The sequence below is a fragment of the Paraburkholderia franconis genome (genome assembly GCF_009362735.1).
GTDB classification, from domain to species: domain Bacteria; phylum Pseudomonadota; class Gammaproteobacteria; order Burkholderiales; family Burkholderiaceae; genus Paraburkholderia; species Paraburkholderia franconis.
Map to the genome: position 1 here is coordinate 224,257 of NZ_WHNP01000005.1, position 24,148 is coordinate 248,404.

Annotated in this window: 18 protein-coding genes and 1 pseudogene; 2 read left to right on the forward strand and 17 right to left on the reverse strand. The window is 64.9% G+C overall.

Annotated elements, in window-relative coordinates; translation table 11 throughout:
- Positions 1–15 precede the first annotated feature (15 nt).
- Positions 16–843 (forward strand): alpha/beta fold hydrolase, encoded by an 828-nt coding sequence (locus GCT13_RS07580; protein WP_152756529.1) that lies wholly within the window; start codon positions 16–18, stop codon positions 841–843.
- A 41-nt stretch (positions 844–884) separates the two neighbouring features.
- Here GCT13_RS07580 and GCT13_RS07585 read toward each other — a convergent pair whose 3' ends face one another.
- From GCT13_RS07585 to GCT13_RS07605, 5 genes are read right to left on the reverse strand one after another with little or no spacing between them, the layout of a single operon-like run.
- Positions 885–2,369, reverse strand: coding sequence for an efflux transporter outer membrane subunit (locus GCT13_RS07585; protein WP_227746747.1), 1,485 nt, complete (start codon positions 2,367–2,369; stop codon positions 885–887).
- Positions 2,366–3,394 carry an HlyD family secretion protein gene (locus GCT13_RS07590; RefSeq protein ID WP_321574231.1) on the reverse strand — a complete coding sequence of 343 codons (1,029 nt, stop codon included), beginning with the start codon at positions 3,392–3,394 and terminating at the stop codon, positions 2,366–2,368. The genes GCT13_RS07585 and GCT13_RS07590 overlap by 4 nt, the downstream gene beginning before the upstream one ends.
- The gene (locus tag GCT13_RS07595) at positions 3,391–3,600 is read right to left on the reverse strand and encodes a DUF1656 domain-containing protein (RefSeq protein ID WP_087737541.1); all 210 of its coding nucleotides are present in this window, start codon (positions 3,598–3,600) and stop codon (positions 3,391–3,393) included. The genes GCT13_RS07590 and GCT13_RS07595 overlap by 4 nt, the downstream gene beginning before the upstream one ends.
- A 34-nt stretch (positions 3,601–3,634) precedes the next feature.
- Positions 3,635–5,776, reverse strand: coding sequence for an FUSC family protein (locus tag GCT13_RS07600; RefSeq protein WP_152756533.1), 2,142 nt, complete (start codon positions 5,774–5,776; stop codon positions 3,635–3,637).
- Positions 5,777–5,781: 5 nt separating this feature from the next.
- Positions 5,782–6,312 (reverse strand): MarR family winged helix-turn-helix transcriptional regulator, encoded by a 531-nt coding sequence (locus GCT13_RS07605; protein WP_227746748.1) that lies wholly within the window; start codon positions 6,310–6,312, stop codon positions 5,782–5,784.
- A 1,464-nt stretch (positions 6,313–7,776) separates the two neighbouring features.
- On the opposite strand from GCT13_RS07605, the gene GCT13_RS48205 reads away from it, so the two are divergent.
- Positions 7,777–7,914, forward strand: coding sequence for a hypothetical protein (locus GCT13_RS48205; RefSeq protein WP_193727597.1), 138 nt, complete (start codon positions 7,777–7,779; stop codon positions 7,912–7,914).
- A gap of 1,349 nt (positions 7,915–9,263) precedes the next feature.
- On the opposite strand, the gene GCT13_RS07610 is transcribed toward GCT13_RS48205, so the two are convergent.
- From GCT13_RS07610 to tagH, 12 genes and pseudogenes are all read right to left on the reverse strand, one after another.
- Positions 9,264–11,330 carry a hypothetical protein gene (locus GCT13_RS07610; protein ID WP_152756535.1) on the reverse strand — a complete coding sequence of 689 codons (2,067 nt, stop codon included), beginning with the start codon at positions 11,328–11,330 and terminating at the stop codon, positions 9,264–9,266.
- Positions 11,331–11,338: 8 nt separating this feature from the next.
- Entirely contained in the window at positions 11,339–11,893 is a 555-nt protein-coding gene (locus tag GCT13_RS07615; protein WP_152756537.1) for a hypothetical protein, read from the reverse strand.
- A pseudogene (locus GCT13_RS49100) lies at positions 11,893–12,198 on the reverse strand (integrase core domain-containing protein); the annotation flags it as partial. The pseudogene GCT13_RS49100 and the gene GCT13_RS07615, both read right to left, overlap by 1 nt.
- A 118-nt stretch (positions 12,199–12,316) precedes the next feature.
- Positions 12,317–12,973 (reverse strand): hypothetical protein, encoded by a 657-nt coding sequence (locus GCT13_RS07625; RefSeq protein ID WP_152756539.1) that lies wholly within the window; start codon positions 12,971–12,973, stop codon positions 12,317–12,319.
- A 125-nt stretch (positions 12,974–13,098) separates the two neighbouring features.
- The gene (locus GCT13_RS07630; RefSeq protein WP_152756541.1) at positions 13,099–13,545 is read right to left on the reverse strand and encodes a hypothetical protein; all 447 of its coding nucleotides are present in this window, start codon (positions 13,543–13,545) and stop codon (positions 13,099–13,101) included.
- 29 nt (positions 13,546–13,574) lie between these two features.
- Positions 13,575–14,495: a hypothetical protein gene (locus tag GCT13_RS07635; protein ID WP_152756543.1), complete on the reverse strand. Its 921-nt coding sequence runs from the start codon at positions 14,493–14,495 to the stop codon at positions 13,575–13,577.
- Positions 14,496–14,519: 24 nt separating this feature from the next.
- The gene (locus tag GCT13_RS07640; protein WP_152756545.1) at positions 14,520–15,116 is read right to left on the reverse strand and encodes an OmpA family protein; all 597 of its coding nucleotides are present in this window, start codon (positions 15,114–15,116) and stop codon (positions 14,520–14,522) included.
- Between the two features lie 102 nt (positions 15,117–15,218).
- On the reverse strand, positions 15,219–15,935 hold the full coding sequence (gene tagF / locus GCT13_RS07645) for a type VI secretion system-associated protein TagF (RefSeq protein WP_152756547.1): 717 nt from the start codon (positions 15,933–15,935) through the stop codon (positions 15,219–15,221).
- On the reverse strand, positions 15,932–19,465 hold the full coding sequence (tssM, locus tag GCT13_RS07650; protein WP_152756549.1) for a type VI secretion system membrane subunit TssM: 3,534 nt from the start codon (positions 19,463–19,465) through the stop codon (positions 15,932–15,934). Before tssM ends, tagF begins: the two co-directional genes overlap by 4 nt.
- Positions 19,466–19,517: 52 nt before the next feature.
- Complete coding sequence (locus GCT13_RS07655) at positions 19,518–20,807, reverse strand: DotU family type VI secretion system protein (protein WP_321574232.1); 1,290 nt, start codon at positions 20,805–20,807, stop codon at positions 19,518–19,520.
- Between the two features lie 17 nt (positions 20,808–20,824).
- Positions 20,825–22,159: a type VI secretion system baseplate subunit TssK gene (gene tssK / locus GCT13_RS07660; protein ID WP_152756551.1), complete on the reverse strand. Its 1,335-nt coding sequence runs from the start codon at positions 22,157–22,159 to the stop codon at positions 20,825–20,827.
- A gap of 42 nt (positions 22,160–22,201) precedes the next feature.
- Entirely contained in the window at positions 22,202–24,004 is a 1,803-nt protein-coding gene (gene tagH / locus GCT13_RS07665) for a type VI secretion system-associated FHA domain protein TagH (protein WP_321574233.1), read from the reverse strand.
- Between the last annotated feature and the right edge of the window lie 144 nt (positions 24,005–24,148).

The window sequence follows — 24,148 nt, forward strand, 5'->3', positions numbered from 1 at the left end:
CCACGGAGCACCGACATGGAATCGGACGACGACCTGAAACACTTCGCGCTGCACGGCGCCACGCCGCTGCCCGCTGCGGACGACGAAGGCTTCGTGGACAACGAAGGCGTGCGCATCGCGTGGTCGACATACGGCATAGGCGGGCCCGCGATGGGCCAGTCCGTCGTCCTGCTGCATGGCGGCCTCGGGCATCGCGGCAACTGGGGCTATCAGGTGCCGGCGCTCGTCGATGCCGGCTACCGCGCGATCCTGATCGACAGCCGCGGGCATGGGCGCAGCACGCGCGACGCGCGACCCTACAGCTACGAGCTGATGGCGTCCGATGTGCTCGCCGTGCTCGATGCGCTGCATCTGCAGAAGGCCGCGTTCGTCGGCTGGAGCGACGGCGCGTGCACCGCGCTGGTCCTCACGCGGCGCGCGCCCGGGCGCGTCGCGGGCGTGTTCTTTTTCGCGTGCAACATGGACCCAAGCGGCGCGAAGGAATTCGTGCCGACGCCCGTGATCGAACGCTGCTTCAAGCGGCACCGCGAGGACTACAAGACACTATCCGCGACACCCGACGATTTCGATGCGTTCGTCGCCGCCGTCAGCGAGATGCAGCGCACGCAGCCCGATTACCCGGCCGACGATCTCGCGCGAATCGGCGTGCGCGTCGTCGTGGTGATCGGCGAGAACGACGAGTTCATCAGGCAGGAGCACGCCGCGTATCTCGCGCAAACCATCCCCGGCGCCGAATTGATCGTGCTGCCCAACGTCAGCCATTTCGCGCCGCTGCAAAGACCGGCGCTGTTCAACGGTGTGATCGAGCGGTTCGCTGGAACGGTGTTCGCGCCGGAGAAATAGTTTTCGACGAGAGTGGGTGAGCGCCGCGCTCCGTTCTCCGACTACTCGTTCTTCGCGCGCGCCGCCACGTCCTCGTCTTTCTCCCATCCGCCGCCGAGCGCGAGGAACAGATTCACCTGATCGATCGCCACCTGGCCGTCGGCGGCCGCCACCTGCGAAGCGACGCTCGTGAGCGTGCGCGTCGCGTCGAGGTCGTCGATGAACGACTCGCGGCCCGCGGCATACAGCCGGTGCGTTTCGTCCGCCGACTGCACGGCCGATTTGTACGCAGTGCGCAGCGCGTCGGCGCGCGTCGTATCGGATGCGTAGGTGGACAGGCTCGTCTGCGTTTCGCGCAGCGCGTTCAGCACGACGCCGTCGAAGTGCGCGAGCGCGCCGCCCGTCGATGCCTCCGCTTCGTGCACGCGCGCGCGTTGCCCGTTGATCGGGAAAGTCCAGCTGATCAGCGGCCCGAATGCCCAGCGGTTCGTCGTCGCGCCCAACAGGTCTTCGGCGACGCCGACCGAGCCCACCGATGCGCCGAAGCTCACGGACGGATACAGCGCCGCCGTCGCGACGCCGATGCGCGCCGTCGACGACGCCAGTTGCCGCTCGGCCTGGCGCACGTCGGGGCGGCGCTTGAGCAGCGCGGCGCCGTCGCCGACGGGAATCGGCTGCGTCAGATGCGGCACCTTGTTGCACGCGAGGGCGGCAGGCGGCAGATCCGACGGCGCGCGCGCGAGCAGCATCGCGAGCCGGTACTGCGCCGCGCGGCGCCGTGCGACGAAGCGCGGGATGTCGGCGGCGAGCGTGTCGGCTTGCGTCTGTCCGCGTGTGACGTCAGGCTGGTTGCCGCGCCCCGCGTCGCGCAGCCGCTGCGTGAGCTTGACCCGTTGCCTTTGCAGCGACAGCGATTGCTGGGCGATCTTCAGTTCGTCGGCGGCCGAACACGATTCGACATACGCACGCACGACGTCCGCGACCACGGTGATGCGCGCGAGATCGCTCGCGGCTTCGACGGCTTCGTCGTCGGCCTTCGCGGCCTCGACGCCGCGCCGCAACTTGCCGAACAGATCGAATTCATACGACACGCTCAGGTCGAGCGCGCCCTCCGTGACGACGGGAATCTTCTCCGTCAACAGAAACTGCTCGGCCGATTCCTGCGCGCGCTGGAAAGCCGCCGACGTCTTGCCTGAGAAGCCGCCCTGTTCGTTGGCGAAATCGACTTGCGCACGCGAGCGCGCGAGGTTGGCTGCGGCGACGCGCAAATCGGTATTCGACACCAGCGCCTGCGTGACCAGTTGATCGAGCACGGGGTCGTCGTACAGACGCCACCACTTCGACGGCACGGGCTGTTGCGTGACGGGCGCGTTGTCCGCGCCGTCGATGGCCGCGTTCGCATAGGGCGCGTTGACCGTCGCGTTGTCGGGCAGCTTGTAGTTCGGGCCGACCGTCATGCAGCCGCTCAGCGCCAGCGCGACGGGAAGCAGGGCGGGCAGCCACGCACGGCCGGCGCGCGCTGCCGTCATGAACGAATTGCGTTTCATCGTGATGCGCCCGAAGCAGGTTGCGTTGCACGGGACGGCGACGCGCCGGCGACAGCCGCGCTCGCCGCCGATGCGCCCGCGCCAGTGGAGGCCGATGCGGAGGCGGCAGTAGCCGAAGCAGCAATGGCATCCGAAGCCGCATGCCTTCCGATCGACGGCCCGAGGCCGCGCACCGATACCGTCGCCGTGCGGCCCGCGATCATGCGGAAGTCGGCGGGAATCTCGTCGAGCGCGACGCGCACGGGAATGCGTTGCGCGAGACGCACCCAGCTGAACGCCGGGTTCACGTTCGGCAGCAGGTTTGCGCTTTGTTGCCGGTCGCGATCCTCGATCGCGGCGACGATGCTCTGCACGTGTCCGCGCAATACGTTCGGCTCGCCCATTACCTTGATGTCGACGGGCTGGCCGATATCGATGCCGTGCAGCTTGGTTTCCTCGAAGTAGCCGTCGACGCGGAACGAATGCATGTCCACCACCGACAGCACCGCGCGTCCCGCCGACACGAACTCGCCGACGCGCGGCGCGCGGTCGTTCAGGTAGCCGTCGACGGGGCTCACGATCACCGTGCGCTGCAGGTTCAAATGCGCCGTGTCGATCGCGACTTCGGCATCGGCGAGCGCGGCGGCCGCCTGTTCGACGCGCGAGTGCGTCTCTTCGACGGATTCGCGCGCGACGAGATTGCCGAGCGCGCGGTTGCGCGCGTCCTCGCGGCGCGCCTGATCGAGCGTCGCGCGGCGCTGCTGCGCGGTGGCCTGCGCGTTGCGCAGCGCAAGCTCGTAGCGCGCCTGGTCGATCACGAAGAGGACGTCGCCGCGCTTGACCTCCTGGTTGTCGACGACATTCACTTGCGTGATCAGCCCGGACACGTCGGGCGCAACCTGGATGACGTCGGCGCGCACGTGGCCGTCGCGCGTCCAGGGCGCGAACATGTAGTAGTCGACCAGCTTCCACAGCACGGCGGCGGCGATCGCGACGACGATGAGAGTGAGCAGGATCTGCCCGACGGAGAACCAGGTTTTTTTCACGTTATGAGCCGGTGCGAAACGATGACGACAAGCCCCAGCACCAGTACATAAATGCCGAGGTCGAAAATGGAACGGTGCCAGATGAATCGATAAACGCCGATGCGCGCAAGCACGGTGCGGATCGCCAGATTCAGCAGATAGGCGATGAACATCAGCACCAGCACGGCGGGCACGAATACGCCGAGAACGTCGATTTCGCCGATCATGTGCGTCGACAGAATGAAAGGGGTTGAGTGGCCATCAGGCGGACGTCTCCTCTTGCGCGGACGGGTTGCCGCCCGGCGCCGTGTGCGGCGGGTGCAGCGACAGGCGCATGCCGACGAGCGCATGCAGCGTGTCGCGCAGCCAGCGTTCGGCGGACGGGGTCGTGCGGCTTTGTCCCGGTTCCTGTGCTGGTTGTGCTGGTTGTGCCGCGCGTTGCGCCTCTTCGATGCCGCGCGTCGTCACGCGCGCGACGGCGGCATCGATCGCATCGATCAGCGCAGGCGGCACCGGCTGCCGCGCGCGCCGCGCGATGCATTGCTCGAAATACTGCCGCACGCCTGAGAGCACGTCATCGATGGTGTCCTGCAAGTCGCCTGTCAGCTTGCGGCGCGTGCGCCGAAGGTCCAGCGCGTTCAGCGCGACGCGGAAATCGCGGAAACTCTCGATCGACGGATGACGGTGCGAATCGGTTGCCGCGTGACGCGGCAGCAGTTGCATCAGCCGGTCCAGCATGCGCGCGTACAGATTGCGCTGGTCCTCGATTGCGGCCGTCGATGCGCTCACCACCACATCGGACCACGCCGAGCGCGTGAGCCGCTCAGCCGCGAGTTCGGCGCCGAAAGGACGCGTCGCGCGCGTCCAGATGAACGCGAACAGCAGGCCGCCGACGCCCGCCAGGTTGCTGTTGAGAAACACGAAGAAGTCGGCTTCGTAAGCGCTCTGAATGCTGATGAACGTGGCCGTGTTGACGGCGACCAGCATCGTCACGAGATTGAACTGCGGACGCGGAATCAGCGTGCCGATGATCAGGAACGGCCCGGCGAAGATCACGACCAGCATCGCGAAGTCGTGCACGTGCGGCAGCACCGCGAATACGTACAGGCCCGCGAGCACGACGCTTGCGCACGTCGAAAGAAAGAACTTGAAGACGGCGGGCGCGGGTTCGTCGAGCGCGGCGAAAAAGCAGCACGATACGGCCGCGAGCGTCACCGCGCCCGCGCCGTCGTTCCAGCCCGACGTGATCCACAGTCCGCATGCGAGGATAATCGCGCCGACAGCGGACGCCGTGGAAAACAGCATCATCCCGCGATCGAAGAAGCGCTCGGTGCCGCCCAGCCGCCAGTGACGAAAGCGCGGCCGCCACTGCGCCGTCTCGTGGACGATGCTCGCGCGCAGACAGCGAATGTCCTGCCACACATCGACGACCTGGCCCAGACGCCAGAGCGCGTTCGACAGCAGCGCGACATTCCAGCTTGCAAGCGATGCCGCGGGCGGCTTCATCGCGGCGATGCGTTCGCGCAGCGCTTCTGCCTCGCGGTCGGGTTCGTCGGCGTGCCTCGCTTCGAGCGCGGGCGATCTGATCCACTGCGCGACATCCGCAAGCAGCGCCGCGATTTCAGGCGGATGCGTGCCGCTCTCGCGCATCAGTTCGATCAGCGGATCGGCCATCGACGAAATCAGCGGCAGGAAGATCTGCATGCGCCCCTGCAACGCGCGCGCGCGGCGCACGATGTCGGGACGCGTGTGGTCGTAGGTCAACTGGCTCAACAGGAATTCAAGTCCGTTGACGGTCGCCGCGAGCCGCTGGCGCGAAGCCGAAATCGACGCGCCAGCGATGTGGCCGGACAGCGTCTCGCTCGCGTAGAACGCGGCATCGCGGAACCATGCGTCGGTGCGCTCGATCAACGTCGGCGCGAGGCGGCTCGGAAACACGACGCTGCCCAGGATGCTCGCGACCACGATGCCGAGCAGGATCTCTTCGGTACGTGTGATCGCGAGATCGAACACGGTCGTCGGATTGGTGACGGCGGGCAGCGCGATCAAGGGCAGCGTGTAGCCGGCGAGCAGGAACACATAGCTGCGCGCGGTGCGGTCGTTCATCGACAGATAGAGCAGGGTGCCCGTCCATAGCGCGACGATCACGCTGAACAGAAACGGCGACTCGACGAACGGTGGCACGATCAGCACCGCGCCCGCCGCGCCGATCGCCGTGCCGAGCGCGCGATACAGCGCCTTCGAGCGCGTCGCGCCGACGAACGGATTCGACACGATGTAGACGGTCGCCATCGCCCAGTACGGGCGCGGCAATTCGAGCGCGAGGCCGATGTACAGCGCGATCATCGCGGCCGCGAACGTCTTGGTGGAGAACAGCCAGTCGCGGACTGAGGGATAGACCATGGCGCTTACGCTTTGCCTTTGCTGCCGGAGCGGTCCGGCGCGCGGGCGGATCTGCCGTCGTCGGCGGCCGTGACGTTGCCGGATGCGGGCGGCGCGGCGGTTGCATCCAGCGATGCGTTGAACGCATTCAGCACGCGCAGCGTCGTCTCCAGATCCTCGCGGCTCACGCCTTTGAGCACGCGCGCGCGCAGGTCCATCAGGCGCTCTTCCATGCGCGCGGTGACGGCGCGGCCTTCGTCGGTGAGCGTGATGGTTTTCGCGCGCTTGTCGCCGGGGTCTTCGTCGCGGCGCACGAGGCCCGCCGCGCATAGCTGGTCGAGCAGCCGCACGAGCGACGGCCCTTCGATGCCGACCTGTTCTGCGAGCGTCACCTGGCGCACAGCCTCGCCGAGACGGTTGGCCGTCAGCAGCGGACCCGCGCAGGCTTCCGACACGTTGTACGCGGACAGCACGCTATGGCTCGTGCGGCGCCAGCGGCGCGCGGCGACGACCAGCGTGCTGCTGACGGAGCGGCGCAGGAGATGGAGATTAGCCATGGGGCGGGATTGTATGTCGGTTTTTATTCGTTAGCATCCTATCGACCCACAATTTTTAAGGAAATGCTTCAAAACCTTTTTTCTCCGTGTGGTGCAGAGTGCTGAAGCGCGCGATCGGGCTGCCGGAAGGGACGTTAGACGGGATTCTGGCATCGGCATGTGACGCGCTCTGTGCCTGGTTGCGCGCCGGTTGCCGGCTTCGTGCAGTGGAAGGAATTGCCGGCTGCACATGCAAACAGAGTACTAACAGGGTACTAACGAGGAAGATATTCTTTGACCTCATCGCGCTATGGACGCGCTTGCTCGTGCCGCTGATAGTTGATCTTCTCGCGTCACGCTTATGGCCTCATGCGGTCGCCACGCTGCCCGATACCTGCGTTGCGCAACGCGCGACGACCGCTGAGAAAAGCGGATCGTTTCCACGCGGCGCGCACTTTCGAAAGAATCGTTTTTATTTCGGACAGGCCCTGCGCACACGACCCGCGCCTGTCGATATCCAGCCAGTAGATCACCACTGATGCAAGTGGAAAGAACTACCGCATCGTTCCCGTATTGAACTCCCGTTAGCCGAGGCGCGAATCTGCCCACTCGACGGAGCACCGTCGATGGTCCCATCACCGATAGGTCGAATGCGATTAATCAGGATGGCGAAACGTATAAGACGGCCCGTCGATTTTTCATCGACACGCACGCTGCACCTACACATCAAAGCTTCAGCTGACCTTGGTGACATCGGGGCTGTACCTTGCCGGTCATATTAAGCGATTTGCGAAAAATTGATAATTTGTCTTATGTCAAATGCATGGGATAACGAAACGAACGCGGGCACAGCAGCCATTAATGGAACTGTCCGCCCTCGACAATTTCGTTCGCGACCGTGAAGCAATCGTGAATTCAGGCATCGCATACAGCTCAATTTCGTCAGCATGTGATCAAATTTGCTCAGTGACCGTCAGCCTTCAAACGGAGTTGCTTGTGCGGGAGTCGTCTCACGTCGCGGATTCACCGTCTTTCCTTGGATTGGCGACGGACTGATCACAATTGCCAGCGCCCGGCATTAACGAAATACGATTGCATCCGGTCCCGATCTGATGCCTCATCGAATCATCCCAATTGCTTGCGGTTTCGGGCAGCAATTGTCGTCGAGATAAGTGTAGGTAGTCAAAGAGCAAAATTGGACTTCTTCGCAGCGTTGGAGGTGGTGCGCCGAATCCGGAGCAATTTAGCGAAGTCGTGCGATGTGCCCTTTTCCGAATTCAGTTCCGACAGCCGACAACGCCTGCTTCACTCTGCTGCGGCGGCTACGTCTACCATCACGAAGTGGACACGCTAGCTCCGCGCGAATGCGGTTCATTGCGGCACATCGTCAAGCTCAAGGGAAATTTGGGGTTCTTTATCGTGGTGAGCTTCGGCGGGTTTGGGTGCGAGCGAGACGATCGGCGGGCCGCGAAGGTATGAACCGCCATGATGCTCAGCATCGACGAATTCGCGGCCGTCGTCCTCGCTCAGCGGCTCGGGGAGGAAATGCAGATCGTCGCAACAGCGCCCGATGCAAAAACGATTAGTGCGTTGCTCAAGAAAATCCGCGGTTGGGATGAGTAGTATCGCGCTCGCGCGCGACCACCGCGGTTGCAGGCGGCACCGCGTGCTTCGCGTCCTTTGCGTTCATTCGTGGCCTTATAGCGAAGGGCGTGGCTCGCACCCCTCTCACGGCGGCGCGGAGTGCGGGGGGCGCCGTTGTAACGAAAATATTGCCTCCAACGGAACTCCGTGCTTTCGGAACGAGGGTGCGAGTTCCTTGTGGGCATAACGAAACAGCGCGATAACGTTAGAGACCACAAAGCCTTATCGGAAAGGAGCTCGATAGCCCTTGCGCTGCTATTGCCGCCCGAAACCAGGTCTTCTATCAGAATCACTGGATATGCGCTGTCGAGCGACCCCTCGACCCAAGGGTGATGAGCCCGACTTTTAGCGGCGGTTCGGAGCAATGCGCCGCGTCTGACCTTCCCTTTTTCGATCAAAGCGCCCACGAGGAAGGCGGGTCCCAGCCCAGTGGCAGCAATCTGGAGATATGGACTGCTCGGCAGATGCCGGGCGACGATATCGGAGATGCGGGCCAGTAGGAAACCGTCGCTCAAGCATTGCGCTACGTCGACCAGGGTTCGCTGACGCTCATGCTCGCCTTGCGACGGCGCGGCCATGACATAGGATCGGACTAGGCAATCTCGCCCAAGTTGCTGGTCGGCTTCCGGAAGCGCCCGTGTCGACATAACCGCGTAGCGTCGTAGGGCGACAGGGGTGTGGGAGCCCGTGCTCACGACATTGTCCCCGTCGCCGTCGCCATCATCGTCGCCACGGTCGTCATCGTCGCCCCGGTCGTCATCGTCGTCATCATCGTCGTCATCTCCGGGTTCATGATGGCCGGGAGGCGGCGGCGGAGGGTCGACAGGGTCGACCGGAGGAGGTGGCGGCGGAGACGGAGGATCGACCGGGTGCCCGGGTGGTGCAGGCGGCGCGACCTGCCACGGCGGTCATTGGGCACGCCCGGCTTAGCCGTCCGCCTGTTCATCCCTCGCAATGCCACTGGTTGCTGCTCCCGATCGCGCCCGCCACTGTGCGCCAGGCAAACGGAGCATTGCGACACGGCTGTTCGCCGCTGTCGATTGCCGTCAGGCCGCCATGAACCCTGAAGCAAGAGCAGGCAGGCCTGCCAGTCGCGGCGTGGCGCGCGCGATCCTGCAGTAGTGGAAAGCAGTCGCTATCGCCCCGTTGATCAGCGGGGCAACGGGAAAAGTTGATCATGCGGGTGATAGAAGATCCGGCTAGGATTTGTCGTACGGTGCCTGTCGTCGAGACGCTGCGCATCTGCGATCACAATTCCGCCTCGCGTGGGGTGTCTCGGAGGCCAACGACCCCGACGTCAACGACCCTGACGTCAAGCACGTTCAACCTTACGGATTTTCATCCGGCTGCCAGCCCCAGTACCCGGGGTTGACGGATAGACGCTGGTGCCGGTCGACCTGTCCTCCATGCAGATACGCCCGCGACACGCCGGCATTGAAACTCTCACAACCGCGCGATATGTGAATGCAGCCAGCACACGCGCCGCCTACATCGCTGCAGATCGGGTCAAATGCGCAATTGAACGCAAACATCGAAGCGTCCTCGAACCACCTTCTCAGATAGTGCTGAAAGAGCATAAGCAGACCACCCGCTGTGTAGTTTTGCACGGAGGTCACGTAGATCATGAACGACAGATCCATGGGAAACAGGTATTCCGTCAGGCTCTGGGCGTCATATCCGCTATGTCGTCTTGCGCTCAGAAGCAGCGCATGGCAGATGGAGTGCATCAGATCGAGCGGTGCAGCCTGCGAAGCTGCTGACGTGTCCTGGTCTCCATCACGGTCTGTCTGGCCGCCGGCAAGAGCAGGACTGTTGCGCAAGAGATAAGCGTGCGCCCTTTCAGCAGAGTCGTACACGTCTGCAGGCGGAGCCTGCCATCCCGAACTCCTGACACACCAACGCAACACCTTGATGGGATCGAGCCTGATCCACAGCGCTTCCGTCTGTGCGGACAGGGCGAACAGCATCGCTTTGCCTCGCGAGTTTGCATTCACCTGGTCTTCGAACGGATTCAGCTTGAGGGGCGCGACGTCTTCCTCCCTTTCCGGCTCGCGCTTTTCCCGTGTGAAACCAAGCGCGGAGACGACCACCTTCAGATCGGGGATATGGGCGATATCTTCGATCCCGAAGCGATCTCGCACAAACAGCCAGTCGGATGGCAACGCGGCAGAGTCGCTGGCAACTGCGCTCGCACTCTGCGTCCGGACGTCGTGCCTCAGAAGAACGGCCTCCATGGTGCGGCGCTGCCGCGACAGTTGCAATAGGAGCGCGTCGTCAGGTATGAACTGCCGGACAGACGCAAACCTGTTGCCTGCGTTACCAAGCTGGGCATCGAGCGCGGACAGGCTGGCCTGTGAAAAGGACAGCGTCTCCCGCAGGTCAACCCCGTCCGCGATCAGCCTGTGCAGGCTTTCGATTTCCAGGAGCAGTTTCTGCCGTTTCAATGTCGTCGCGGCTACCGCCTCCGGTTTGGCCTGACCACCGCCCAGCAGCAGTGCCGTCTCCGTCTGCCACGCGGTGCTATCGGCGATACGCAGCAGACTGGAGACGAGCCCCTCTGCGATATCGCGGGCAGCACCCCTGAGCGTTTCTCCGCAGTTCGAAAGTTCTGCGTTCACGCTGGAGACTACGTTTCCGGCCTTGTCAGAGAGTGCGACGAACTGCATCACCTGCGGGAAGAACGAATCGCCGCCTGTAACGGACGTGCCCCGCTGCAGAGCGGACGCCGGCCCCCTAGCACGGTCCGAGCAGGCGGGACACAGATCGACACCGGCATTCACGACGTTATGTCCCGTCGACAGGTCAAAGAAAGAGCTCGTGCGATATTGACCTCCTCCGTCGCGAAAGCCAAGTGCGGCAAGACCGCGTGCACTGCGAGGCGTAGCGACGGGGCCGAGATGCCCGCAGCAGTGGACCATCACGTATGGGACCTGCCTCATTCTGCCTTTACAGCCGGCTCTCTGGCAAAAGATCGCGTTTTTTCCCAGCCGGTTACCTGCTGCCAGGCGCCGGTAGGTGCCCTCAAGGGCGTTGTCGTGCAGACGCCGAGGTTTGTCGTGGTTCTCGAGCGCGCCGCAGGATTCACAGACAAGTACCAGAGGAAAAGGCGTGACGTACACGGCCGCGGGCGACTGGATCTGCAGATCACCGCGCGCGACGGCGTCCTCGAGCATCGCGTCGTATTCTCCTCCCGAAGCCTTCCATTCGATCATGAACTTCCGGGCGACATCGATCAGCTGGCCCTTGTCGATTCCTTCGAGGGCATCGGAATTGTTGGATACGCCGCTCACGCGCGCGAGCGCCTGGTTGCGAAGTCGCGTGACCGCGCCCGGCAGGAACGCCTCGTAGTAGAGGCGGCTGTTCTGTACGAGTTCTTCTTCAAACGGGTTTGCCACGTTGAACCTCACTTGCCGAGCGCTGCGAGTACTTCGGCCTCGCGCGGACCGGCCGGCAGCACTCTTACCTGATTCTCGATGTCACGGAAGGAGCGCATCGGGCCGAACTGGAATATGGAGGCCAGCGCGGTTCCGATGTCTGCTTCCGCCAGCGATGCACTCAAGTTCTGAAAACGGTACAGCGCGCGCTCGACCTCGGACTCAAGCTTTTCCTGGAATCCACTCAGGACCCTTTCGTCGAAATACCTGGACAGCACCGGCGGGACGGCGAGCGCCGCCAGAAGCTGTTTGCGGATTGCTGTTCTGGCATGGCCATCTTCAGCGCCGAGTGCATCGGCGAGCTTCCTCGCACTGCGGTCCAGTGATGTGCCCCAACCTTTCTGGTGTGTGGCCCAGTTCAGGACCACGGCAGCGAATACGCCCGGAAGCGTTCGTTGCAGGATATGAGGAGCGAACCTGTTGATCGGCACTGAATCAACCAGCTTTTCCAAGAAGAAGTGATAATCGCTGAAATTGAGAAATACGCCCGCCTCGAACAGTTTGGACGAGTTCAGCACAGACATCACGATTCCTGGATGCACCCGACCGCTTCGGGCAGACGACTGTATGTAATCGGCAGTCGAGCGGGGCCAGCCATCGAGGACCATGAAGTCCTGGGCGTCAGATATCCGAGTGAGCTGTGAGGCCGTTCGGTGTTGTACTCGTTTCTCCATTCTTCAATCAGGCGTCTGGCATGACGCATCGAGACGAACCAGTGCTCATTCAGGCATTCGTCACGGAAGCGTCCGTTGAAGCTCTCGATGTACGCGTTCTCGACGGGCTTGCCGGGCCGGATGAACGACAGCGTGACACCGGCTTCGTAAGCCCATGCGATCTGTGTGTGAAGCCGGGTCATCCAGCCGGGCGGCTGGACCTCGCGATGCGTCAGGTCCAGCGCCTGGTGAACCATCATCACGACCCACGACGCCCGGCGACGTAACCCACCATCAATCGACCCGAATCAGCGACAGCGGCATTCCGGCTTCAACCAGTTCACAGGTATTGCACTTGTAGATGGCGTTCAGATTGCGCACGGCTCCCTTGACCAGATCGGAGACCGCGAACACGACGCCGTCGCCTTGCCACGGGTCGCACCAGACTGCATCGGGGCCCCATGAGCGCAGGTTGTCAGACTGCCATCCCCGATGCAGGCCGATGCCGACCCACACATGGTCGTAGCCTGCGGTGGTGAACTGCATCAGGTCGAGCGGACGCAGGCCTTTGTCGTAGAGATGAACAAAGGCGATGATGGCCTGCTCCCAGCAGTTGCCGTATTTCGTATTTCTCACGTGCTCCGCGGTGCCGCGCAGATTCCCGATTGTCACCGCGCGCACACCGGCGTCTCGCGTTCTGTCGACACCCGCTCCCGCAGTATCGTCGTAGCCGTGGCCGACCACGTTATCTACGCCGCCCGCCGCTTTGAGGCGATCGCCGAGCTTGTTGCAAGCGAGAACGCCCAGGCTCTTCACCTCTCTGACCGCGCTTTCGCCCAGCCGAATGTTATCTGCCAATGCCATGATTTTGCCCCTTGAAGTAAATTGATCGTGCCCGGCGAATTCGCCTTTAACGGCATTCATCGAAAGAGTGAATGCCCCCAGAGTCATCCCCCAGAGTCATCTGGTTGAGTCCTGTTAGAAGAGAAGACGAACCGTACTGCTGACATCGTCCGCTGCGCCAACTGCGCAACTGCCTACCTGAATCAGAACTGCGCGAACCACAACCGCGCGAATCAAAACGGCGGTTCTATGACCCCACCGACGCGCTCGACCATCGCACGGCACGCAGCGCATACGTACGATTGAGAACCGCGCCTCGTATCGAAGACGCCCCCTACTACCGCCCTGCTCCATCGCAGTCCCTTGCCGCCGCGATCGCGGATGTAAGCGGCCATGTTTTCTTCCGCATGAGGCGCGCCGCCGTCTTCGCGCCTGACGCCCTTCAGATGACACGGCACTTCGAGAATGCCCAATCGCTTCATTTCGTCCCGTTGCCTGTCATTGAAGCCAGCCGATGAATTGATGCCCGCAATGAACAGCCGCGTTTCGCCGATCTCGACCCAGGCGATCTGAATCGTCGCTCCCCGCATGCGGTCGCCGAGCGCCTTGATCCGATTCGCGACGAGCGTCAATGCGTGTTCGCCTTTGCGTTGCAGTTCAATTTCCATCAGCGTCGACATATCGCACCTCTCGATCGCATCGACTCGTGTCACCGCGTGGCCTCGGCCACTCTCTGCTTCAACCTGCCGCGTATCGCCGCGACATCGAATCCATTCGGGCCGGGCACGTCGGCGAGCGGCATATAAGGCGCGGGCGTATGCAGCAGATAAGCCTGCGCTTCATCGATGACGATCCGGTCGCTCGCGTCATAGCCCAACGCTTCGAGCTGGCGCGTCAGTTCCACGCGCTGGTCGTAGCTGAGCTCGCGCCACCAGAACGAACGGCACGCCTGCGCGTATGCGTTGTCCGAGAAATATTGCCAATGCCCCAGTTCATGGCTGAGGATGGCAGCCCTCACCTGCGTATCGATGATCTCGCCGCCCGGCCCCGTCCCGAGCCCAGGAATCGTGATCAGAAAATCGCGTGTGCTGCGCGCCTGCCAGTCACCGTTGCGTTCGCCGATCAAGCCCGTCTGCACGGCGATGCGCTGCAGCGCGCGCTCGCCGGGCGTCAGCGTCAGATGCTGACTGCGCGCCAGATCGAAGAAATGCGCAAGCTCGGTCGAGCTGAAGTTGTTGCCGGCCGTCAGGTCCGCTGCGTTGGTGCGGAAGCGCCGCGCGTGAGTGGCGATCTCCGTCATCGTGACGATGTGATCGCGCGGCATGTCGCGGCGTTCGAAGAGCGCGACGACGCGCGAAAACATCGCGCCCTGTCCGGCCAGCCCCGGCGCGTGCATCACGTAGAGACCTGGCCGGTCGGTGATCGCAAAGAGGACGAGCCGCGCGTCGCCAGGCAGCGACGCTTCCAGCCTCGCAAGCGGAACGCGTCTGATCTCGACGTGTTCGCTCTGCGCTTCGAGTTCAGCGGCGCCCGCTTGCGCGCAGGCGTCACCGCCGAACCATCCGATCGTCGACAACGACAACGCGCATGCCGCCGTGAGCGCAATGCCACGTGTGCGAAAAGACTTCATTGGCGCCGGCGCCCGCAATCGCCGCTAGTCCGTCACGGTGACGATCGTGACGCGGCGGTTTTCCGGCGCAATCGGATTGCGCCGGTTCAGCGGCTCGGTCGATCCCTTGCCGACCGACGACAGACGCTCCGGCGCGATGCCATCCTTGTGCGTCAGATACTCGACGACGGCAGCAGCGCGATCCTCCGACAGCTTCATGTTCGCATCCGCCGAACCGCGCGGATCGGCATGTCCTTCGACGCGAAACCGAAATGCCGCCAGCTGTTCCGATTGCAGCGCGTGAGCCACCCTGTCGAGCGCGGCCTGCGCGCTATCGGTGAGCGTCGACGAGTTGGTCGTGAACGTGATCAGCATCTGCAGCGACGGATGCTTCGCGGGGCCGGCAGGCTTCGCCGCCGCGCCGGGCTGCTTGTTCGACAGCACGAAGCCGCGCGTGACGATGTTGTCGCCGTTGTCCTCGGGGGCGAGCGCCCTGGTCACCGACTGTTCGTCGATGTCCTGCTCCTTGACGACCGGGTCCGCGGCATGCGCGACATGCACGCATGCGATCGCACACAGCGCCATCGTCACCGCCCTGCGTGCCGTGCGCCCGTCCACAAACGAAATGATTGAACCAGACATACCGCGACCTCCGATCAACGCTTGACCTGTCCACACGCGTACGAGCTTTCGCCCGCTGTTATCCGCATTCCCGCATTCCCGCATTCCCGCATTCACCCGCTTTCATTCGCGCAGTTTCACAACCGACTGCCAGCCGCTGCGCGCTTCGTCGAGCAGGCCGACGAAGCGCCTGCCATCGGGCAGTCCCCGTCCGCACAACAGCGACGCGGGCACCGCGCTCGACCCTTGCGTCCACCACGCGCCCGATCCCGTCTCGATGCCAACGGCCAGCAATGCCGAGAAGCCGCCTTGCCTGGCGACTGGCTGTATGTCGTCCGCTTGCGCCTGTTCCAACGGGTACAGCCGCCATGCGTGCGCGCCGGTTGCAGTCGATGCGACCGTGAGCGGCCCCCACGCATCGAGTTCTTCATCGAAGCGTTCGAGCACGAAATCGTCGGCAAGCGTCGACAGCGCGCGCCGCGTCGCCTCGTCATACCAGGACTGCGCGCCGCTGAGCCACGCGGCCGCATTGCCGCACGCGACCGGCGCGGCGATCGTGAACGGAAAATAACGCCCCACCCTGTCGACGCCCGGCATCACGACGCCCGCCCATGCCGACTCGCCGCACATGCCCGCACCGAGCGCAAAGCACCAGACGGGCGCATTCAGATACACGGGCAACCACTGCGCACCGAACCACCGCTGCGCGAACAGCATGCCCTCCTGCAGGCACACGTCCCACGGCGTGACGAACGCCGCCGGCAAACGCCGCGTGACGAAATCGCCGTGCGTGCGCACCTTGCCGAAAAAACCCGGCCCCTCTGCGACGGACTCGCTCATAGCCGGTCAGGACAGCGAAACTGGTCGAATATCCCGCGACGGAACGGGTTCGTCACGCTGCTTGCGTCGAGCTGAAGCACGAGCGTGCGTCCATCCGAGTCGAAGGTCATCTTGAAGCGGTCCGCCTGCGCGGTCGGCTGCAAGCGCGCGTCGTCGACCAGATGCAGCAGCGCCCACGGCCCATCCGCGCGCGGCGCCGACGCGTCGCCCGACGGCTCGAAATCGACATGCGCCTGTCCCGTGCCCTTGCCGCTCGGCCACTGGAACACCATTGACTGATCGACATGGGCGGCAACCAGCTGCTGCCCGTCGATGTCGATCGTCGCGTGGTCGATCGCGGGATCGATATCGAGCACCTTGAGCGAGAAGCGCACCGACACGTCGCGCCCGCCCGCGCGGAAAAACGCATCCCTGATCTGCGCGGCCCGCTGAAACTGCGCGAGCACGTCCTGTGGAATGCCGAGCGAATCGGCGCCATTGCGCCAGCGCCACTGAGGCCCCGACATGTCGACGAGCATCGCCAGGTTCTTCTGGAAAAAATCGTCGATCAGGCCACCGGGCCCGAGCAACCGCCCGAAGTCGTCGGACGCCGCATCGCGAGTGGAGCCGCGCACCAGCGGATAGCGGCCGTCGAGCGCCTGCCGGCAAATCTGCGCGACATTGGCCTGCCACAGCGCATTGAGGCGCGCTCGCTCGCCGCCGATCATCAGCATCGAGCCGCCGTTCGCGATGTCATCGGCGACGTTCGCGAGCGGCGCGGGCGCGCCCTGCGCGGCGAGCTTCAGCTTGTTCAGCGCGTCGCCGGGCGGCGCGGGCAGTCCTTGCTTGCGCGCGGAATCGGCGGCTTCGAGATACGACGCCGCGTCCTTGAGCGCCGCGAGCTGCGTATCGAGTGGCACGGGCCCCGCCGCGCCCGGCTTGCCCGCGAGATCGTGCAGCGCCTGGAAGTGCGCGTCGACGGGATTGACCTGCGCGGTCGGCGGCGGCGCTTCGTCCGGCTGATTGCCGAGCGCGCTTTCGAGCCGCTTCTTCACCGCATCGAGCTTGTTGCCCAGCGCGGCGACGCCCTGCCCGGCGAGCGAGCCGCCCGTCTTGACCGTGCCGAGCGTCGTCTCCTGCGCGGCGGCGAGCATCAGCGCGCGCAACGGCGAATCGGGCGCGGCGAGCAGATTCGCGACGCGCGCGCCCTTCTCGACACCGTCGAACGGCACCACGTCGACATCCGCGAGCAGCGCGTCCCACTGCCGGATGTACTCATCGTAGTAGAGCCGCGTCATCGCCGACTTCAGATCGTCGATGCCGTTCGGCGTCAGCACCGACTCTTCGCGGCCGAGCACCCAGTCGTCCCGCGCGACATCGATCACGGCCGCGTCGCGTAGCTGGCCGAACTTCTGATAGCCCGCCCGCGTATAGGCGCCGGAGACGCCGCGCGTGAGCGGCGCGCCGCTCTTTCTGACGAGCACGAGCGTGGCATTGCGTCCACCCGCCGCCGCGACGCTGAATTCCGGCAGCTTTGCCTGTTCGAGATCGCGCGCGACGCGATTGAACATGCGCTGCGCGAGCGGCATCTTCGCGAGGTTCGTGCGCGCCTGCGCGATCAGGTTCTTGTCGAGCGGCAGCGACGCATCGAACTGCGCGGGCTGGAACAGCGCGGCGAGATGACCGTCGATATCGTTGCGCTGATCGTCGCTCGCATCGCGCAACGGTCCGCGCCGCCAGTCGATGTCGGCCCACAGGCGGACGGAATCCGCGTCGAAGTGGGACGCGTCGCCGAGCATCAGGTACGCGCGAAGCACCTCGTACTGAAAGTCGGGATTGTTCGCATCGCCACGCCGCAACTCTTCTTCCATTCTGCGCACGACCAGCGGCAGCAGCGTTTGCTTCAGAAGCCGCCGGTAACTCGCCTGCGCTTCGAGGCCCAGCTTGTCGCCCTGATACAGGCCGAGCCGTGAGAGCCACGGCACGCTCCTGTCGCGATCCGCGTAGCCGCCCGGTAAATCGCGCGCGGCATTGAGCAACGGCAGCAGCGCGAGCGGATCGTCGCCGGGCCGGGTGTTCTGCGCGAGCTTTTGCAGCGTGGTGACATGCTGCTGGACATCGGCAATATACGCGCGATTGCGCTGATAGCTGATGAAGAACAGCACCAGCGCGATCACCACTGCGAGGCCGATCAACGCGAGCGCGATGCGCTGCAACCACGTTCGACGGCGCTCCAGCTTCGGGTTCGTGCCCGCCAGCCCCGCTTCCTGGAAAATGACGTCGCGCAACAGCCGCGTGATGAAATACGCGCGCCCGCTCGCCGGGTCGGGCAGCACGACCTGGCGCTGCAAGCCGAGCGCGGCCGCGACGGCGCTCATCACGCGATCAATGGGCCGTCCCTCTTGCGTGCCGCTCGTGAAATAGACGCCGCGCAAGAGCGCAGCTTCATCGAAGCGCGACGTGCTGAAGGTTTCCTGCAGGAACGACGTCAGCACATTCTCGAGACCGGCGAACTGCTGCGGAAAGCCGTACACGAGCGCGCGCCGCCGCGTGTCGGTCTCCTGTTGCATGCGTCTCAACACACGTGCCTGCAACTGCTTCTCCAGCCCGGCGAACTCGCCCGGGAACGACGCCAGCGCTTCATCCGGCGCGCCATGCGCGACGTAGGGGAACGTCATGCCCCACACCTGTTCGCGCTCGTCGCGACCGAGGTCGTCGAAAAACTCGGCGAAGCCCGCCAGCAGATCGCACTTCGTGACGACCACATACACGGGAAACCGCATGCCGAGCCGCGCGTACAGTTCCTTCAGACGTTCGCGCACGGCGCCGGCCTGCACCGCGCGCTGGGTGTCGGACAGTTGCAGCAGATCCTGCACCGACAGCGCGACGATCACGCCATTGAGCGGCCGGCGCGGCCGGTACTTGCGCAGCAGTTGCAGGAAGCCGCTCCATGCGGACTGATCGGCTTCGGCGAAACTGTCCTGGGTCGTGTAGCGGCCGGCCGTGTCGAGCAGCACGGCATCGTCGGTGAACCACCAGTCGCAATTGCGCGTGCCGCCGACGCCGCCGACCGCCTGCTTGCCGAGCCGGTCCGCGAGCGGAAACTTGAGGCCCGAGTGCAGCAGCGCCGTCGTCTTGCCGGTGCCGGGCGCGCCGACGAACATGTACCAGGGCAACTGATACACATACTGGCTGCCGAAGCGCCCCTTGATGCGCGCCTTGCGCAGGATTCCCATCGCTTCTTCGAAGCGCTGCTTGAGCGCGGCGACATCCGCTTCCGATTCCTTCTTGCCCGGCTGCGGCGTTGCTTCGGCGACCACGCGCGTGAAGCGCACGTTCGCGAGCCGCACGATCAGCCAGCGCACGCCCCAATAGAGCGCCCACAGCGCGAACAGCACGACGATCAGGATCCAGCGGCTCGTCGCGGTTTCGAGCGGCGCCTTGCCCGCGAACGCCAGCAACGGACCTTCGATCCACACGATCAACGCGAGCGCCAGCACGCCGAGGAACGTCAGCACGATCGGGCGCCTCAGCCAGCCAAAGAGTTTCATGGGCGATGACCCTCGCAGTGTTGCGTGCATTGCGTGCATATGGCGAACGAAGTCACGATGCCGCCCCCGGCGCAAGAATGGTGATGTCGACACGGCGGTTCTTCGCGCGGTTTGCCGGCGTGTCGTTGGGCGCGATCGGCTCGGTGTCGCCGCGGCCTTCGGCAGTGAAGCGGCCAGGCGACCCCGCGCGCGCGGCGAGCATGTCCTTCACGACATCGGCGCGCGCCTGCGACAGGTGCCAGTTCGACGGAAAGCGCGCGGACAGCAGACGCTGGTTGTCCGTGTGCCCCGCGACGACGACATTGCCCGGCACATCCTTCAGCGCATCGCCGATACGCTGGATCAACGTCAGATAGCTCGACGTGAGCTCCGCGCTGCCCGATGCGAAGAGCCCGTCGCCGTTGATCTCGACGATCGTCCTGTCCGGCTTTTCGGCAACGCGCACGAGCCCCTGGGCAATCTCGGGCGCGAGGAATTGCGACAGCTTCGGCGCAAGCGCGGGCGGCGGCGCGGCCTTCGCGGCAGCGAGCGGCGGCGGCGCGACGCGCACGCCGTGCAACGCGGCGAACACGCGATCCGACTCGTCGTTCAGGCGCAGGCTCAACACCAGATGCACGCCGACGAGCAGCACGCACGCGACAGCCGCCGCGACCCACAGCGGCACCAGTTGCAGCAGCGGCTTGCGCTCGGCCTTGACGGGCAGCCAGTGCACCGACAGGTCGCGTTCGGCAGCGCCGCGTTGCGAGCGGATCATCGTTTCGAGCCGTTCGCGGATCGTGTCGAGTTGCGTGCGTCCGCCGTCGATCAACCTGTAACGGCCCTCGAAGCCGAGCCCGAGAATCACATAGATCAGTTCGAGCACGTCGACATTCGCGGCGGGATTCTGCGCGAGCCGCTGCAGGATCAGGAAGAAGCGCTCGCCACCCGACGCCTCGTTGTGAAACGTCACCAGCAGGCTGCGGCTCGCCCACATGCCCGCGCCCCACGGCGTGCTCGCAATCGACTCGTCGAGAAACGTGCACAGGCAATAGCGCGATGCGCCGAGCTTCTCGTCGTCGATGCCGCTTGCGCGCCCCTGCGTCTCGAACGTGCGCATCATCTGGATCAGTTGAGTGCGCAACTCTTCGACGTTCGGATGCGTCGGCAACTGGCGCAGCGGCACGGCCAGTTCGAGCAGCGGATTGGCCGCGCGCAGCAGCGGATTGAGGCCGCCCGCGTTCGGCGCGATGGGCGCCGCGCTCGCCGCAGCCGCCATGAATGCGGCACGCGCGCCGCCCGGCGTCGGGATCAGGATCGTCGCGCCGGGATCGTCGAGCGGGCCGCGCGGTTCATCTGGAGTCACGGTGTCAGTCCTCGATTTCAGCGTCGGATGGCCCAAAACTCCATCGCCAGCCCCGGGAATTCGCCCGCGACGTGCAACGCCATGCCGGCGGAGGTCGCGAACTGCTTCCACAATTCATTGCCGCGATCGAGCTCGAAGTACGTGAACCCCGCATGAAACGGCAACTGGCGTGGCGCGACGGGCAGCGCGCGCAGTCCGACGCCGGGCAACTGCAGGTTCACGAGATCGCGAATGCGCTCGATCGGTCCGATCTTCACTTGCGGCGCAAAGCCCGTCAGGATGTTTTCCGCGGGCATCTGCGCACGCACGGCCAGCACGAACATCGCCGACGCGAACAGGTTCTTGTCCGGCACGAGCGCCACGCGCAGGCCGAACTTGCGCTCTTCGAGCGGAATCGGCACCGCGTGCGGGTCCATCACCATGCTGAGCGACGCGCGCAGATCATCGATCACGGGCGCGAACGTTTCCTTGAGCCGGTCGTGCCGGTACACGGGATACGCGGGCGGGCGCTTCGTCTGCTGGCTGAACGTGGCGAGCTCGCCCGCAAGCTGCAACGCAATCGCGTACAGCGTTTCCGGATGCAGCCCCGTCATCGTCGACAGATGCGCGGCAAGCGGCTCGTGCCGGTTGATCAGTTGCAGCAAGAGGAAATCCGCCACTTCCGCGACGCCCGTCACGCCAGGCTGCGCGAGACGCGCGGCCAGCGCTTCGCCGCGCTGATGCAGCAGGCCGACGAGATCGTCGACGAACGCGGCGAGCCGGCGCGCCACGCGATAGTCGAGACTCGGCGGGCTGTAGTCGCCTTCGAGCACGACGCGGTTATCCGGCAAGCGCTCGACGACGCGCGCGACGCCCAGCACCGCATACGCATTCGCCACATCGGGTTCGAGCGCGAGCCGCACGCGCAGCTTGCCGATCTGCATCAGCGCCGGCGCGGCATTCGGATCGTTGCTGTCGACGACTTCCAGTTCGGATACGTGGTGCCGCGCGAAGTTTTCTTCGCTCCCGTCGTTGCCCGTTTCGGCGATGCCCGGTCTGCGCACCGGCAGCGCGAGCGCGATCAACGTATTGCGCGTGCCTTCGGGAATATCGAGCGGCTCGGGCAGATCGTCGTCGGCGGGCAGATTGAACGGCGTGCCATCGGGCATCACGCCCGCGCACGACAGCAGCGCGACCTTGCCGAGCTTGAGCAGCTGTTCGTCGATTTCGAGCGCCGTCAGCCCCCAGCTATACGGACGCAGTCCTGCAGCCCGCGTTTCCAGTTGCGTCTGCAAATAGCGGTCGTGCTGCTGCAGATGCTGTGGCTGCAGGAACATCCCCTCCGACCAGATGACTTTGCTGTTCCAGGACATGTTTGTCGTCGCTTGCTAGTGGCGTTCTCGTGGCGAAAATGATCAGCGCTTGTCTGACGGGTCTGTCTTGCCGTTCTTGCGCGCGGCGCGCAGCGCATCGATCTGCGCCTCGTACGCGTCGTTGAACGCGTTGCCGAACAGTCGCTGGAAGTCGTCCTGCGCCTCGCGCGCGACGCTCTCATGTCGTTCGACAAACAGGTCCCACAGTTTTGCCTTGCGGTTGGACAGCACCTTGTCGATCACGCCGCCCTCCTTCAACTGCGCCTCGATCGTGGCGGGATCGAAACGCGCGAGCACTTCCGCGAGCGCCGCGCGCATGCCGACGATCACGGCCAGCTCGTGTGACTCGATGTCGTCGAACGCGCGCTCCAGCGCCTGCGCCGGCGACAGATAACCGGCGCCGCGGCCCGTCAGCATCTGCGCGAGCGCGCTGTCGACATCGGGGAAAAACTTCAGCGGGTTGTTGTCTCGCGCGACGATCAGCGTGACGTCGAGACGCGCCTCGCGACGCGTCATCGAGCGCGCGCGCAGCACGGCCATCGTGCCGCGCAGCGCATCGCGCAACATCGCGCCGACGAGACGCGCAAGATCAGCGGGCGGAAGATTGGGCGCGCGCGAAGGATCGAGGCCGAGTCCTTCGAGCAGCGCGGCGTATGCGTCGGCCGATGCTTGCGGAGCGCGCGGTGCTTCGTGTTCATTCGATGGCGCGGGTGCGGGTGCTGGCGCGTGTGCAGGCATCGCGGCAGTGGTCGCGGCAGATGCAGGCGATGGCGCGGGCGTTGGCGCTTGCTGTTCGACCGTGGCTGCCCGCACCGCCTCACGCGCGACAGGAGCAGGCGCGGGGACGGGCGCGACCTCGGTGGGGTCTTCGAGAAGCTCTCGCTGTGCGGGCTGCGCGAGCAAATCATCGAATGGCGTCGCTGGGCCACTCGCGGCGGCATCGTCGAGCAGACTGGCTGGCAAGCCCGTCGGTCCCTGTTGCGATACGGGTGCAGGTGCGTGGCCGGGCGCGGCAGGCGTTGCAGTCTGATCCGGATGCGCCGAAGCGGACGCAAACGCCTGCGCGGGCGGCGGTGCAAACAGCGGCGATGCAGGCGCGGCCACGGCAGGCGCTCCGCCGGGACGCGGCGACGACTCCCATTGCGCGAGCGCGTCCGCGAGCGGATCGTAGTCGGCGGGAATGCCTCCCGGCGACGCAGCCGGCGCTGTGAACGAACCGGACGAACCCGCCACGCCAGGCGACACGGGCGACACGGGCGGCACGGGCGGCACGAGAGGCACGGACGCCACGGGCGCGGAAAACGCCTGAAACTCCGGCGCCACATGATCGCTTTCAGAGCCTATATAGCGCGGCCCCGTCGCAACCGGCTTGCGCTCGCCGAAGGCGGGCTGTCCGAGCGGATCGAGCGCGCCGAGGCCGAACGGATCGCCTTGCGCGTCGGCGGGCGACGGTTCGCCGAGCACTTTCACGGCCGCCAGCGGATCGGGCAACCCCGTCGTGCTGCGCGCGCCCGTCGCGCGTTCGCCGATCGACACTTCGAGCATGTACGTGCCGATCATCAGCCGGTCGCCGCTCGCGAGCCGGGCCTCGCGCGTGCCGCCGAGCGCGCGCTGATTCAGCACGCTCGGATTGCTGCCGAGATCGCACAACAGATACTCGCCGTCACGAAACTCGATGCGCGCATGCACACGCGAAATCGCGCGCTGCTGGTCGGGCAAGACCAGCGTGCAGTCGGTTGCACGTCCAATGGTGCCGCCCGCCGTGCCGAACTCGACCGCAATCGGCTCGGCAACAGGCTCGTCATTGAAGCGCGCGACGCGCAACGAAAGAACCGGATTGCTCACCTCTATCATCCCCTTGGCGTGTCGACCAGAGTTGGCGCTTTAGCGCCTACTCTGGTCCCATGCACAGCGGTCGACCAGAGTTGGCGCTTTAGCTGTCGGCTGGAGTTAGTGCTTTAGCACTTACTCCAGCCCCATGCAGAGCAC

What these genes read in the sequence shown, in the direction of transcription:
- GCT13_RS07580 (WP_152756529.1), top strand. Translation starts at nt 16, where the DNA reads ATGGAATCGGACGACGACCTGAAACACTTCGCGCTGCACGGCGCCACG.
- GCT13_RS07585 (WP_227746747.1), bottom strand. Translation starts at nt 2,369, where the DNA reads ATGAAACGCAATTCGTTCATGACGGCAGCGCGCGCCGGCCGTGCGTGG.
- GCT13_RS07595 (WP_087737541.1), bottom strand. Translation starts at nt 3,600, where the DNA reads ATGATCGGCGAAATCGACGTTCTCGGCGTATTCGTGCCCGCCGTGCTG.
- GCT13_RS07600 (WP_152756533.1), bottom strand. Translation starts at nt 5,776, where the DNA reads ATGGTCTATCCCTCAGTCCGCGACTGGCTGTTCTCCACCAAGACGTTC.
- GCT13_RS07605 (WP_227746748.1), bottom strand. Translation starts at nt 6,312, where the DNA reads ATGGCTAATCTCCATCTCCTGCGCCGCTCCGTCAGCAGCACGCTGGTC.
- GCT13_RS48205 (WP_193727597.1), top strand. Translation starts at nt 7,777, where the DNA reads ATGATGCTCAGCATCGACGAATTCGCGGCCGTCGTCCTCGCTCAGCGG.
- GCT13_RS07615 (WP_152756537.1), bottom strand. Translation starts at nt 11,893, where the DNA reads ATGTCTGTGCTGAACTCGTCCAAACTGTTCGAGGCGGGCGTATTTCTC.
- GCT13_RS07625 (WP_152756539.1), bottom strand. Translation starts at nt 12,973, where the DNA reads ATGACTCTGGGGGCATTCACTCTTTCGATGAATGCCGTTAAAGGCGAA.
- GCT13_RS07630 (WP_152756541.1), bottom strand. Translation starts at nt 13,545, where the DNA reads ATGTCGACGCTGATGGAAATTGAACTGCAACGCAAAGGCGAACACGCA.
- GCT13_RS07635 (WP_152756543.1), bottom strand. Translation starts at nt 14,495, where the DNA reads ATGAAGTCTTTTCGCACACGTGGCATTGCGCTCACGGCGGCATGCGCG.
- GCT13_RS07640 (WP_152756545.1), bottom strand. Translation starts at nt 15,116, where the DNA reads ATGTCTGGTTCAATCATTTCGTTTGTGGACGGGCGCACGGCACGCAGG.
- tagF (WP_152756547.1), bottom strand. Translation starts at nt 15,935, where the DNA reads ATGAGCGAGTCCGTCGCAGAGGGGCCGGGTTTTTTCGGCAAGGTGCGC.
- tssM (WP_152756549.1), bottom strand. Translation starts at nt 19,465, where the DNA reads ATGAAACTCTTTGGCTGGCTGAGGCGCCCGATCGTGCTGACGTTCCTC.
- tssK (WP_152756551.1), bottom strand. Translation starts at nt 22,159, where the DNA reads ATGTCCTGGAACAGCAAAGTCATCTGGTCGGAGGGGATGTTCCTGCAG.